Annotated in this window: 13 protein-coding genes; 6 read left to right on the forward strand and 7 right to left on the reverse strand. The window is 43.9% G+C overall.

The genetic code is table 11. The features are described 5' to 3' along the window. Nucleotides 1-47: 47 nt before the first annotated feature. From ACH0AB_RS04935 to lptF, 4 genes are all read right to left on the reverse strand, one after another. A complete protein-coding gene (locus ACH0AB_RS04935) occupies nt 48-869 on the reverse strand; it encodes a DUF305 domain-containing protein (RefSeq protein ID WP_406877398.1) in 822 nt (273 codons plus the stop codon). 203 nt (nt 870-1072) lie between these two features. Continuing rightward, nucleotides 1073-1738, reverse strand: a complete 666-nt coding sequence (locus tag ACH0AB_RS04940; RefSeq protein ID WP_312535413.1) for a DNA glycosylase — start codon at nt 1736-1738, stop codon at nt 1073-1075. Between the two features lies 1 nt (nt 1739). Next, the gene (gene lptG / locus ACH0AB_RS04945; protein ID WP_406877399.1) at nt 1740-2813 is read right to left on the reverse strand and encodes an LPS export ABC transporter permease LptG; all 1074 of its coding nucleotides are present in this window, start codon (nt 2811-2813) and stop codon (nt 1740-1742) included. Continuing rightward, the gene (lptF, locus tag ACH0AB_RS04950; RefSeq protein ID WP_406877400.1) at nt 2810-3925 is read right to left on the reverse strand and encodes an LPS export ABC transporter permease LptF; all 1116 of its coding nucleotides are present in this window, start codon (nt 3923-3925) and stop codon (nt 2810-2812) included. Before lptF ends, lptG begins: the two co-directional genes overlap by 4 nt. Nucleotides 3926-4293: 368 nt before the next feature. On the opposite strand from lptF, the gene ACH0AB_RS04955 reads away from it, so the two are divergent. From ACH0AB_RS04955 to sstT, 3 genes are all read left to right on the forward strand, one after another. Next, nucleotides 4294-5808, forward strand: coding sequence for a leucyl aminopeptidase (locus tag ACH0AB_RS04955; protein WP_099807392.1), 1515 nt, complete (start codon nt 4294-4296; stop codon nt 5806-5808). 22 nt (nt 5809-5830) lie between these two features. Next, nucleotides 5831-6298 (forward strand): DNA polymerase III subunit chi, encoded by a 468-nt coding sequence (locus tag ACH0AB_RS04960; protein ID WP_406877401.1) that lies wholly within the window; start codon nt 5831-5833, stop codon nt 6296-6298. A gap of 125 nt (nt 6299-6423) precedes the next feature. Continuing rightward, nucleotides 6424-7659, forward strand: a complete 1236-nt coding sequence (gene sstT, locus ACH0AB_RS04965) for a serine/threonine transporter SstT (protein WP_406877403.1) — start codon at nt 6424-6426, stop codon at nt 7657-7659. A gap of 163 nt (nt 7660-7822) precedes the next feature. On the opposite strand, the gene ACH0AB_RS04970 is transcribed toward sstT, so the two are convergent. Continuing rightward, the gene (locus ACH0AB_RS04970) at nt 7823-8314 is read right to left on the reverse strand and encodes a hypothetical protein (RefSeq protein ID WP_406877404.1); all 492 of its coding nucleotides are present in this window, start codon (nt 8312-8314) and stop codon (nt 7823-7825) included. Nucleotides 8315-8953: 639 nt separating this feature from the next. Between ACH0AB_RS04970 and ACH0AB_RS04975 the strand changes: the two genes are divergently transcribed. Beyond that, nucleotides 8954-9109: a DUF1328 domain-containing protein gene (locus ACH0AB_RS04975; protein ID WP_007115844.1), complete on the forward strand. Its 156-nt coding sequence runs from the start codon at nt 8954-8956 to the stop codon at nt 9107-9109. 119 nt (nt 9110-9228) lie between these two features. Here ACH0AB_RS04975 and ACH0AB_RS04980 read toward each other — a convergent pair whose 3' ends face one another. Continuing rightward, the gene (locus tag ACH0AB_RS04980) at nt 9229-10215 is read right to left on the reverse strand and encodes a putative bifunctional lysylphosphatidylglycerol flippase/synthetase (protein ID WP_203171285.1); all 987 of its coding nucleotides are present in this window, start codon (nt 10213-10215) and stop codon (nt 9229-9231) included. A gap of 47 nt (nt 10216-10262) precedes the next feature. After that, nucleotides 10263-10541 (reverse strand): DUF1289 domain-containing protein, encoded by a 279-nt coding sequence (locus ACH0AB_RS04985; protein WP_050325239.1) that lies wholly within the window; start codon nt 10539-10541, stop codon nt 10263-10265. A 261-nt stretch (nt 10542-10802) separates the two neighbouring features. Between ACH0AB_RS04985 and ACH0AB_RS04990 the strand changes: the two genes are divergently transcribed. Together ACH0AB_RS04990 and parE are read left to right on the forward strand one after the other, a co-directional pair. Then, nucleotides 10803-11432, forward strand: a complete 630-nt coding sequence (locus ACH0AB_RS04990; RefSeq protein ID WP_406877405.1) for a YqiA/YcfP family alpha/beta fold hydrolase — start codon at nt 10803-10805, stop codon at nt 11430-11432. 112 nt (nt 11433-11544) lie between these two features. Next, complete coding sequence (parE, locus tag ACH0AB_RS04995; RefSeq protein WP_406877407.1) at nt 11545-13434, forward strand: DNA topoisomerase IV subunit B; 1890 nt, start codon at nt 11545-11547, stop codon at nt 13432-13434. The last annotated feature ends 115 nt before the right edge of the window (nt 13435-13549 follow it).

Raw genomic sequence — 13549 nt, forward strand, 5'->3', positions numbered from 1 at the left:
GGGTTATAGTGTGATAACCCGCCCTTTTTATTTGCTACAGCAACCGATTATTGGGCATAACCGTGATTACGGAGCCAGTTTTGTAAAAGTTGAATTTCGGCTTGTTGGGTATCGATTAGGGTATTGGTAAGGCTACGCACTTTGTCATCGTTACCATATTTGGCAACCACTTGTGAGAACGCAATCGCGCCTTTATGATGAATCAGCACGGTTTGGGCAAACGCTTGGTCGGCATTTTTAGTCATGACGGTGTCCACCATTTCTTGCTGCATATCATCGATAATGCTATCGATTTCTTGCTGGGCTGCCACACTATCTGCCATCGGCTGATTAGGGTCCGCGGTGTTTTGAATTAGTTGCATGGCAAGCCAATTCTGTAATATTTGTGATTCATTTTGGCGTGAGCTGATAATGTCTCGGGCTAAACCTAGCAGTTCAGGATTTTTGCCATATCGCTGCTCAATACTGGCAAGCGCGATGGTTTCATCAAAATGACTCAGCATAGCTTTGACAAAAATCATATCAGGCGAGATGGGTATATAGTCAAATTGATTGAGGGCGGTTGGCTCACTGGCTGCAGCCGTATCGATACTCGGCTGTTTGATGACAGTAAAATACGCTTCTTGATAGTCATTAATGGTACTTGAGTCAGGCAACACATAACCTTGCGCCAATTGACTGACGGTAAGCATGTTTTTATTGATTGCCTGTGTGTCTAATACTTGGGGCAACGGTTTATCATCGAATTCTTGGGGCGCGCTCACGGTGGCAGCGGTAGGGGGTGCTGGCTGCTGAGAATCAGATTGCTCACAACCAATCATGCTGATAACTGCGATGACAAGCAAGATTGGTGGTGCAGTGTTGGCCATGTATCGGCTCCCATGCCTTGATTTTATACGGTGTGTTTTGAAATGATGATTGTAAGCATTAACTGTAAGCGTTGACTGTCAGCATTGATTATTCGTCATTAGACAAGAGTATAAAGTAGGGCAAGCACAGGGACTATATCAATTGTGTCATGGCAGCTTGCTTATCATTTGCTAGCTGTCGATTGTGCTAGCTGTCGATTATGCTAGCTGTCGCTTGCGGGCAATATTCCTGCCAAGATAAAAAACGCGCGATAAGCGGCTACTTTTTTCTCCAAGCTTTGCGGATAAGCGCGCGAGGTCGATGGCAACCGATAAATACCAAATGTTCGCCCAAAAGCGTTAACTTCAAGAAACTGATTAGTTTTTGGCAGTTTATAGGGTGTTTGACTGGGATCAAAATAGGGTGACGCGGGGTCACTGATACTTTGGTTGACCAGCGCTATCAGCACTTCTGTGGCTTTGCCACCAGTGGTGTAAATCCACTTGACCTGCTCAAGCTGTGCCAAAACTTTACCCAAATCAATCGTAGCCACCACGGTTAAATGTTCGTCAGCCGCATTGCCTTTTTCGCGGATGACATGAGTGACTGAGGGACATTCACCGATGTTATAAGCCTGTAAAAATGCTTTAATTTTTTCGGCATCAAAGCGTTTTTCGTCACCGACTCGAAAATAATCGATATCATCAAAAAACACTTTGCCCATGATACGCCACATATCGTTATAAAAGTTGGGGTAATGAAATGCCATGCACCATTTATCAGGCGTGGGCGGCATGGTACCCATCATCAAAACTTTGGTATCAGCAAAAAAGAAGTTACCAAACGGATGGGCTTCGACACGCGGGTCAGTCAATAAATCAGCAGACATATCAGTTTTTATTTCTAATTAAATACACGCCAAGCGCGGCACTGGCAATAATCGGTAATAGCACCATAAAAAACGGTGAAAATCCCGTGCTTAGACTGACAAACCCGACCAAATCTTGCAGATAACTAAATACCAAGCCAAATAAAAGAGCGATCACAATACGATAGCCCAAGCTTTGGTTACGCAAGGAGCCAAATACAAATGAACAAGCAACCAACACTAACGATAGCATGGCAAAAGGCGACAATAGTTTTTTCCAAAAGGCAACTTCATGCTCAAGTGAGCGGCGTTTGTCTTTGGCTAAGAGCTGTTGGTGCTGCCATAATTCGGTCACTGACATGTTATCAGGGCTGCGTGTTAACAGATAAATCGCTGATGGCTCAATGGGTAATTGCAGCGTCATAGTCGGGATGGTAGTCAACTGACTGTGCCCATCGGCGGCAATGGTTAATTGTTTGATTTGTTGCAGCTGCCAGCCCGATGTTTTATCGGCGGTATTTTGACTGACAAAGCTGCCGGTATCGGCTTGCAGCACTTGCTGGATATGGGCAGTGTCGTCTAGCTGCCAAACCTTGATATTTTTGAGCTCGCCTTTGGTATTGGCATAGTCAATATTGATGATGCGGTTGGCTTGTTTGTCCCAATAACCGTTGATGGCACTTGATAGCAAAGGTTTGTCATGTTTGACTTGGTGCGCTAACTGATTGCTAGTTGGCACTACATACTGGCCAAGTAATAGACCGATAATGACAAAAAGAATCGCTGGTTGCATCACCCAACCGACTATTTTAAAGCGGCTGATACCTGCTGCTTGAATCACCGTAAGCTCACTGGTGTTGGCAAGCAAGCCTAGACCTACCACTGCACCTAATAGCGTGCCAAATGGCATATATTCGAGTAAATCACGGGGTGCACTATAGGCAATAAAACGCAAGGCATCTAAATAATTGTAATGGTCATTGAGATCCTGCAACTCTGCCAGATAATCAAAGACGACTTTAAGGAGCCAAAGACCAATAATGGCGCCTGCCATGGCAAAAAGCGCTTGTTTTTTAACGTAATGAGATAAAATCATGGCTGACCGCCTGGGGACAACTGACGACTTTGGCGACGATAGCGGACACGATGTACCACGCGGCTTTGCCAATTTAACAAAAATGCAAATGCGATAAAACCAACGATTAGCCAAATATACGCGTACTCACTAATGCTTTCTTTACCAATGGCAGTGCGTAGCGAAATGATACTAATCGCACAGCTAGCAAATATGAGCACTGAAGGTAACAAACGAAGCCAGCGTCCTTGACGGGGGCGTACCTGTGCAAGCGGGGTAGCAAGCATCGCCGCAATGATAATCAGCCACGGCATGGTAAAGCGATAGCCCAGCTCGGCTTTGACTTCGGGTTTTTGGGTATTGGCGAGCAGTTTGGCAGTGGTTTGGGTTTCGACATTGGTTTCGGTAATTGTTTCGCTGGCAGGTTTTTCTAGGGTAATGCGATATTTTTCAAAACTGGCTTGGTTGTATTTGGCGTTATTGGTGCCAAGCTCATAGCGACGACCCTGAAACAAATCTAGCTGCATTGAGCTATCCGTGTCTTTACTGGGTACTTGATAGGCGCGCGTGGCCGTGATGATAACATCGTTTTTGGCGATTTTGCCGCTTTTATCGGTTTGCTGCTGCACCACGTATAGATTTTTGAGTTCACGTTTTTCTTTATCAAACTCATCGACATACAGGTGATAGTTACCACTGCTGATAAAGGTTTTTGGACGCACTAAATCAAGCAAACTACCGAGCGACTGGGTTTGCCAAATCTGCTTACTGTTAGACAGTCCCCATGGTTTTGCCAAAAGACTAATTCCCATTTGAAATACAAATAGCCCAGTAATCAGCGGAATCATCAAACGTGTCAGACGGCCACGACTGATGCCACTGGCAAACAGGACGCTCATCTCATGATCCACGTACATACGACCGAGCACGAGCATCAGTGCGATAAAAAATGACAGCGGTAAAATTAGCTCAAGAAAGGTTGGAATGTTATAGCCAATAATAGCAAATAGCAAACCCACATCCAGCCTGCCTTCTGCGGCGATACCAAAATAGCGGATTAAGCGACCGCCGAGCATCAGCGCCATCAGAAATAACAGCACAATCGCAGTATTAGCGGCGACTTGTTGCGTCATATAGCGTCGTAATATCACAAGTAACCACCTAATATTACTCAAAAATTAATCAATTCAAACAGCTAGGGAAGTAAATACCAATATTGTACGACATCATACCATTGAGCGCATCTGTTAATCGGCTATTTTAGCGCGTTGCCGAGAGATTATGAATATGAATACTGTAAGGTAACATTTCACAATGACTTTTCACCACCACTTTTTACAGCCGCTTTATCAAAGTCACTTTTTACAAAGACTTTTCACAACCGCATTTTACCCTAGACAATGACGCCTGCTATCCCATCGCCCAATGTGATAACCCAAATACGATAATAGGTATGCTATGATAATAGTTATTTCTTGATGACAATAATTAAGGAGCTTAAATGAGTTTGACATTGACACTAGCGACCGCGCTTAAAAAAACGGTCAAGAATAGCTATCACGTGGTATTGGTAGATGACAATAGCCAAACTATGGGGCAACTAACGAGCGAACTACAAACCGCTGTCAGTCGCTTGATTGAAGCAAGTCGTTTTAAGGGTAAGCTTGCCGATACCGCAATCAATTATGGTACTGACAATAATGTGGGTTTATTGTTGGTTGGCGTGGGCAGTCAAGATAAATTAAACGGCGGTAGCTTGCAAAAAATTGCCAAAGCAATTTATGCAAGTTTGAGTCGTCTTACCAAATCTGCGGTTATCAGTTTAGGTGATAGTATGGATGAAGTGAGTTTTGGTCAGTTTGCATTAGCCCTGTTAAATCAAAGCTATACCTTTGATATTTATAAATCGCAAAAAGCGGATAAACCGACGCTAAAAGACGTGACCTTATTGGTCAGCGCAGACAACCAAGCCGCGTTTGACGCCCTGCTACAGCTGCAGCAGGCGACTGCGCAAGGTCAATCACTCACCAAAGATTTGGCAAATCAGCCACCGAATGTATGTTTCCCTGCCTATCTTGCAGAGCAAGCGCAAAACTTGGCAAATCAATACCCAGAGCTATTGACGGTCAAGGTATTGGGTGAAAAAGACATGCAGCAATTAGGGATGAACTGCTTTTTGGCAGTCGCTCGCGGCTCCGCGCATGAAGCTAAGCTGGTATTACTTGAGTACAATGGCAAAGCCGCCAAAAAAGACAAAAACAGCAAAACCAAAGGCAAAAAATCAAGCCTAGAGCAACCGATTGTGCTGGTGGGCAAAGGCATTACCTTTGACAGTGGTGGTATCTCACTCAAACCAGGTCTCGGTATGGGTGAGATGAAATACGACATGGGCGGTGCAGCTGCAGTCATGGGCATGATTAAAGCGCTATGTGAAGCGCGTCTACCGCTGCAAGTCGTTGGCGCACTCGCTTGTGCGGAGAATATGCCATCAGGAACAGCGACTCGCCCTGGCGATATCGTCACCGCCATGAATGGTAAAACCGTGGAAATCCTCAATACGGATGCCGAAGGTCGTTTGGTACTGTGCGACACCTTGGTGTATGTGCAGCGCTATCAGCCAAAAGTGATTATCGACATGGCAACCTTGACTGGGGCATGTATCGTGGCGCTGGGTTATGTGCGCTCAGGTCTATACAGTAACAATGAAGATGTGATTTTTGAGCTTGAACAAGCTAGCGAATCAGCGTATGACCGTGTTTGGCACATGCCACTGGATGATGACTACCAAGAGCAGCTTAAATCCAACATGGCAGATATGCAAAACATTGGCGGTATGCCAGCAGGGTCAGTCACGGCGGCGTGTTTTTTATCGAAGTTTGTTGAAGATATTCCTTGGGCGCACTTGGATATTGCAGGGACAGCGTGGCAGTCGGGCAAAGAGCCAACCGCAACGGGTCGTCCAGTACCGCTATTGATGCATTATCTCTATCGCCAAGCTGCCCAAGATGCAGTCTAGCTGATAGGACGCTGACCACCCTATGACGGCATCACAAATTAGTTTTTATATTTTATCCCCGCAAAAAAAACAGCTGGCGTTTGTCTGCCAGCTGATTTCAACCGTGCTAGCCAAAAGCGAGGATAGCATTATCGTGGTGGCAGCGTCCGAGATATTACCCTCACTTGATGACCGATTATGGTCATTGAGTGATGTGGCGTTTATTCCCCACCAAATTATCCAGCAACTTGATGACTTTTATCAACAAAAACTCCCTGCCAGTGTGGTACTTACCGATAATATTGAGCTCATCACCCAATTTGATGGCGTCGTCATCAATCTCACCAACGAAGCAATTGTAGATACCCAAGCTAGCCGCCTGCTAGAAGTCATCGACGCCGCCCCCGAACAGGTTGAAAGCGGTCGTCAAAAATACCGCGTTTATCAAGCACAATTACAAGCCCTAGCAACCAGCAGCCAGGCTACCATCCAAGTTTTTCAAATCCGATAACTTCTCTACCCAACACTTTGATAGCTTTAAATTAACAAGTTGACGATTTTAAAAATCATTTATGCAAATTGTTAAAAAATGTTAATATATCAGCCATTTTTGCGGTGAAATATTAAGAGGTTATTATGTTAAAACTTATCCAAGCGTATCAGCGCGTGGGGTTGGTGCCTTTGATTGTGATTGGATTGATACTTGGTATCTTAGTCGGTTCACTAGCCAATCCAACTATCATCGGCGGTTTATCGATGAGTGTGGCGCAAACCATCTCAATTTTGGGGGCATTATTTGTCGGTGCGTTAAAAGCGATTGCACCGTTGTTGGTGTTTATCTTAATCATTGCCGCTATCAGTCAGCATAAATCAGGCACTCAGGTCAATGTCCGCTCAACCTTGGTGCTGTATATGGCAGGTACGTTCTTGGCAGCTTTGACGGCCGTCGTGGCAAGTTTTTTATTCCCAACCGAATTGATTTTAAAAGCCGGTGAAGTCAGCCAAGCGCCACCGTCATCTTTAGCAGAAGTGATAAAAGTACTCTTGACCAACATGGTGGAAAATCCTATCAAATCGATCGTCAATGCCAACTACATGGGCGTGCTATCTTGGGCGGCGATTTTGGGTTTTGCCTTGCGCCATGCCTCAGACAATACCAAGCAAATGATTAACGATTTGGCGGAAGCGGTCTCAAGCGTGGTCAAATGGGTGATTTGGTTTGCGCCATTGGGCGTGTTTGGCTTGGTGACACAAACCATCGCTGAAACTGGTCTGTCGGTGTTATTAAGTTATGCCCGTTTGTTAGCAGTGTTGGTAGGCGCTATGGCATTTATCGCTTTAGTTGTAAACCCATTGATTGTATTTGTCAAAACCCGCAAAAATCCCTATCCACTGGTATTTACCTGTCTTAAAGAAAGTGGCATCACCGCCTTCTTTACTCGCAGTTCAGCCGCCAATATTCCTGTGAATCTAAACCTTGCGCATAAGTTGGGTTTACATGAAGATACCTATTCAATCACTATTCCACTAGGTGCCACCATTAATATGGCAGGGGCGGCGATTACCATCAATGTGATGACATTGGCAGCGGCACATACATTAGGTATTCACGTGGACTTCGGGTCTGCACTGTTGTTAGCGGTGGTATCTACCTTAGCTGCGGCGGGGGCATCGGGTGTTGCAGGGGGGTCATTGCTATTGATACCATTGGCCTGTAGTTTCTTTAATATTCCTGACACCATTGCCATGCAGGTAGTCGCGATTGGCTTTATTATTGGGGTAGTACAAGACTCGGTTGAGACAGCACTCAACTCATCAACGGACGTGTTATTCACCGCGGCAGCAGATCCCAAATACGCTTATCACCGCTAAAAGTTGCTAAAGATTTTGAGCTATATAACAATAAAAAAGGAACAATAAAAAAGGGTATCAAGCGTGTCTTTTTTATTGTCCAAATAATCAATCCACTAATTAGCCACAAAAAAAGATGCCACGTAGGCATCTTTTTTTATAAAAATCGTTTAACAATTAGCGATTATGGGTTTACTACAACGGGTACAGTTTGTACGTCAACAGGTACAGTTGTCGTTGTTGAGGCAATCGCTGTATTGTCATCAACCGGTTGCACGGTGACCGATTGAACCGCAGGACCTGTTTGGGTAACTTGCGCTACAGGCACCACCCTAGGATTTGACTGGGCATTTCTAGGCGCGACTGGCGCAACAGATTTGTTGCTGCTTTCGTCGATTTTTAGTTCAGCTGGGATATCAATGTTTACTTCGCTCGTTCTTTTAGTCGCTTTGGTGCCTTTTTTAGCCGTGGCTGAAGCTTTTGCGTTGTGCTTATTTTTTGATGCTTTTGTTGATTTTTGAGTGGTGGCTTTTTGTGGTTTTGCTTTTGCTGTGGCTACATTTTTGTGTGTGGTCGTCGATTTAGTCGTAGTCGTTACTTTGGTCGCTGCTTGGGCACTCACGGTAAGACCTGTTGCTATGACTAATGCAGTAAGTGTTGTGGCTAACTTTTTCATAATTTTTTCCTCATTGTTGATTGCTATACTTGTGTCTATAGTTATTCTATAGTTATATAGGTAGTTAGTATAATTCCCAAATATGACAGTATTATAAAGAGAATAATGGTCAAGGAAATACTAAAAGCCTAGATGCCATTATAAAACAATCATCGGCCGCAACAATGTAAGGATTAGGGACAAAATGTTGAGAATACGTAAATAAATCCTAATGCCATTAAGGAAGTTATTCGGTAGCGTTAACAATCAGTGAGCTTATCAATGCAAAGAGGTAAATTTTTATTGTAGGCTAAATTCTATGGTCTAGGCATAGGGCGGGAGCAAAAGACAAGTAATCTGACGGCATTAACAAAGCTACAGCTATATTAACACAGCATTGCAATACTTACTAACGCTTACCAGAAGCATGAACATCATTAACCATGCATGGTTTTTTTTTGCACTTTTTTATACACAGGCTATGAGAAAGCCACAAACCTTACAAAAGTGCTCGTTACAACGCTATAGAATTATTTTAATATGCACTCATGCAATAAAGCATAGGTTAACAGGCTTTAACAACTAAAATGCAAAGTGTCTAATGCAAAATTTCTAAGTGCAAAAACAGGACATTTAAAACAATAAAAAAGGAGAGTTATCATGTTTCGTTGGGCTATTATTTTTGCGGTAATCGCACTCATTGCGAGTTTCTTAGGTTTTGGTGGTGTCGCAGGTCTATCAGCAAACTTGGCATATGTGTTCTTGGCAGTAGCGGTAATTTTATTTATCATCGCCTTTATTAGCCGAAAAGTTTAAACACTAAAGTAATAAGATAGGTCTATTTAATTTGGTATGATCGTACTAAACACGCTTAAAATAACCTTTTAATATATGAAAACACGTTTGTTTGATGCAAAGTGTTAAAAATTAAAAGGTTATTTTTTTTTATCAGAATTTTCATTCAAATAGAGCTTTGCCTCGTACGCTAACAATGCTAATAAGGCAACCAAAAATGGCATGATGTAATACAGTAATCTAAAAATCAATAATACCGCCAGCATCTGCGTCCGATCGACTTTGGGCAAAGCCGTAATCATAACCACTTCAAATACGCCCAATCCCCCAGGGACATGACTTAAGATGCCGATTGCCATTGATTGAATAAACGCAGAAAAGGTCGCCCAATAACTGATATGCTCAGAAGGCGGCAATAGTAAATATAGTACCAACGCCACGGTACTTAAATCTAAAATGGCAATTGCAATCTGTTGCAGCACAATTTTGGCGGGCGGTAAGTCAAAGCGCCAACCGCGAATTACCACATGTTTGCCTTGCTTGCCAGCATATACAATAATCGCAGCAATCATACTTAACATGGTGATGCCAAGCATCCGTACATATAAAGTATGATCAAAGATGCCAAGCGATTTATCCAGTTCAGACAATAGTTGAATGGTAATCTCAGGATGGCTAGTCAAAGACGCCCCAATCAACGTGGTAATGCCAAAGGTAAACGCCATCGACACCATCCAGACGATGTTGGCAATTTCATTATGAGTCAGATTAAAACGGCGATAGTTACGATAACGGATACCACTCGCGGTGACAAGATTGAGTCCAATGGTGTGACTAATGGCATAAGCGGTAAAAGAGGTGAGGGCGACATGGCGGTAATCAAGTTTTTTGCCGATTTGGCGGAGCGCAATAAAATCATAAATGGTGAGTACTAAATAACCAAAAGCCACCACGATGGCGGCGATAATAAGATGGAAGGTAGGAATATGCGCGATAGCGTCTAGAACGTCTTGATAGTGCACAGTTTTGGTCAAATGATAAAGCGCACGAATTGCCATAAAGAAAATCAATACCGTAATCGCTGTTAATGCAAGTCGCCAAACCTGCTTAAACCAAGAGCTATTCATGCATTCAACCTAATATTTTTTAGTAGACATTACAATCATTTAATCAATTAATCGTCAACATTACTTTCATTATCTTCAAACAATGTTAAATTCAGCTCGTCATCTTGCGCAGTAGGGGTTTGGTGCGCCAAACGCTCGGCACGCAGTCGTTTGAGTCTTCGGATAGTCAATAACTTAAGTACTTGCCGCTTTTGTGAGTCATTCATCATAAGCCAAAGGTCACGCTCGGTGCGATTGCGTAAACAGCCTTTACAATACCCCTGTTTATCAAGCTCGCAGACTTGAATACAAGGACTGGCAATCTCAAATAACTCTTGCTGCTCCATCGCGGTGATAACTCCTGACTACGCCATGCAAATGCACGAGTAATCCACCTATGCAGAGATAGGGTTAACTGGGCGGAAAATCAAATAACACAGACAAAAAAGTACCACCAAACACGGCTATCTAACTAACACGACAAATTTTAACGTGTTGAAACCTCGCATCATGGCTATTTTAGCCAAGCAATGCTAAGATTAAATGTTAGCCAAACCAACAACAGTCGATATGATAATTTACTATAATTAAAAATTTGAGATAAAGCCATGCAAATTGTGTATATCCACGGACTTGATAGCAATCCAAACGCCGAAAAAGCGCAAAAACTCAAAGATTTTTGTGCCAAAAATTTCCCACAAATCAAGGTTGTTGCGCCCGATTTGAATCGTTCACCCAATGAGTCGATGGCTTTAATCCAAGAAATTATTGCCAAAGACCCGAATACAGGTTTGGTCGGTAGTTCGCTCGGTGGATTTTATGGCAATATTTTGGCAAATTTGACAGGTAAAAAAACGGTATTGCTCAATCCAAGTGTGCATAGTGGCACAAGTCTCAAGCGTTTTTTTGGGGAAGATTTTGACAGTTTGCCCGATGATTATATCGGTCACGTGACCCCTGATGGCTGGCATATTAGCAAAAAAGATATTGAGTGGTTGGTAGCAAATCGCCCCGAACAATCGCTCAATCCGCAGAATTTATTGGTAATTTTGAAAAAAGGCGATGAGTTGCTCAATTTCCAAGATGCGGTCAATTATTTTAGTCAAAGCGCTTTGGAAAAAAGCAATGCCCAAAGCCACATTATCGTAGAAGAGGGTGGCGACCATCGTATGAGCGATTTCGAGACCAAATTACCGCAAATCATACTGTTCTTGTTTGGCTTGCCGTTGATTAAGTAAAAATTTTCTCGAAAGGTCAGGCTTTAGCCTAGAAAATAGGTTTATCTCATACCACTAGCTATATCTACTATTTATTATGAATCATTTAAAATTTTAAAAAATTAAGGTTGTTATGAGTAGTTACACATCCATATCACTTGAAGTATTAGAAGGTCTTGACCCGGTACGCCGTCGCCCTGGCATGTACACTGACACCACCCGCCCCAACCACCTTGCCCAAGAAGTCATCGACAACTCGGTGGACGAAGCCCTTGCAGGTCACGCCAAAAACATTACTGTCATTCTACACACCGACGGCTCGCTATCAGTCGAAGATGATGGACGCGGCATGCCCACTGACATTCACCCCGAATTTAACCAATCGGGCATTGAACTGATTTTGACACGCCTACACGCAGGCGGTAAATTTTCTACCGACAACTACCAAGTCTCAGGCGGTCTGCATGGCGTGGGGATTTCAGTCGTTAATGCCTTGTCGCACAAAGTCGATGTTACTGTGTGGCGAAATGGCGAAGCATTCACCATGCAATTTGTCGATGGCAATGCCGTTGCTCCGCTGGCGGTTGCGCCGTCTTCTAACAAGAAAAAACGCGGTACGTTGGTGCGGTTTTGGGTCAATGAAACATACTTTGATTCACCAAAATTTAATATCAAACAACTCAAACATCATCTTAAAGCCAAAGCCGTGTTATCGGCAGGGCTGACCATTACTTTTATCAATGAAATTGACGGCGATAAAGACGTTTGGCAATTTACCGATGGGCTATCGCAATATCTCACCGAGCAACTAGTCGAAGAAATCACCCTCCCAGAACAGCCATTCGTGTTTAATTACGACGCCAAAAAAGGCGAGCGAGCAGGGTTAAGCTTTGCCATTTGTTGGCTTAGCGAGGGTGGTACGCCTGTACAAGAAAGCTACGTCAATCTGATTCCTACGGCTCAAGGTGGCACCCACGTCAATGGACTACGCACAGGTATTACTGACGCGTTAAAAGAATTTTGTGAACTGCACAATCTACTGCCGCGCAACGTCAAACTCGCTCCCGAAGATGTGTGGGATGGGGTCAATTATATTTTATCGCTAAAATTCTCCGAACCGCAATTTAGCGGACAGACCAAAGAGCGCTTATCGAGCAGAGAAGCGGCAGGCGTGGTGCAAGCCTTTGCCAAAGATGGCTTTAGCCTGTGGCTCAACCAAAACTCGGAGATTGCCAAACAAATCGCCGAACTTGCCATTAACAAAGCGGGCAAACGGCTCAAATCCGCCAAAAAAGTTGAGCGTAAAAAAATCACCCAAGGACCGGCACTGCCAGGCAAATTGGCGGATTGTCGCGGTGATTTGCGAGATGGCGCAGAGCTGTTTTTGGTGGAAGGGGACTCGGCAGGTGGCTCGGCAAAACAGGCACGTGACCGTCACTTTCAAGCGATTATGCCCCTGCGAGGCAAGATTTTGAACACGTGGGAAGTATCGCCCGATACGGTGCTTGCCAGTGAAGAAATTCATAACATCGCCATTGCCATTGGCGTTGATCCTGATTCGGACGACTTGAGCGAACTGCGTTATGATAAAATCTGTATTCTGGCAGATGCCGATTCGGATGGATTGCATATTGCCACGCTGCTGTGTGCGCTGTTTGTCAAACACTTTAAAGCGGTCGTTGATGCAGGGCATTTGTACGTTGCCATGCCACCCCTATACCGCATTGATATTGGCAAAGAGGTGGAGTACGCCCTTGATAATGACGAGCTTGAGCAAATCTTGAAAAAAGTGGCAAAAAATAAAAAGCCGCAAATTACCCGTTTTAAAGGCTTGGGCGAGATGAGTGCCGAACAACTACGTGAAACCACGATGAATCCTGATACGCGACGTTTGGTGCAGCTAGACCTTGATGACCCAACTGCAACCGATAGCGTGATGGATATGCTGCTTGCCAAAAAACGCGCCAGCGACCGTAAAGTATGGCTTGAGCAAAAAGGCGATTTGGCAGAGATTGGGGTTTAATGGCTAGGCAAAAATGATTGACGTTAAGCCTACACTGCTAGCGTGTACTTTTGAAAGTGTATGGCTATCAGCTACGTTTAAACATTATCAAGTAGATAAATCCTATGACGCTTTA

This window comes from Moraxella sp. 179-F 1C4 NHS (assembly GCF_045370505.1).
Classification (GTDB): Bacteria; Pseudomonadota; Gammaproteobacteria; order Pseudomonadales; family Moraxellaceae; genus Faucicola; species Faucicola tetraodonis.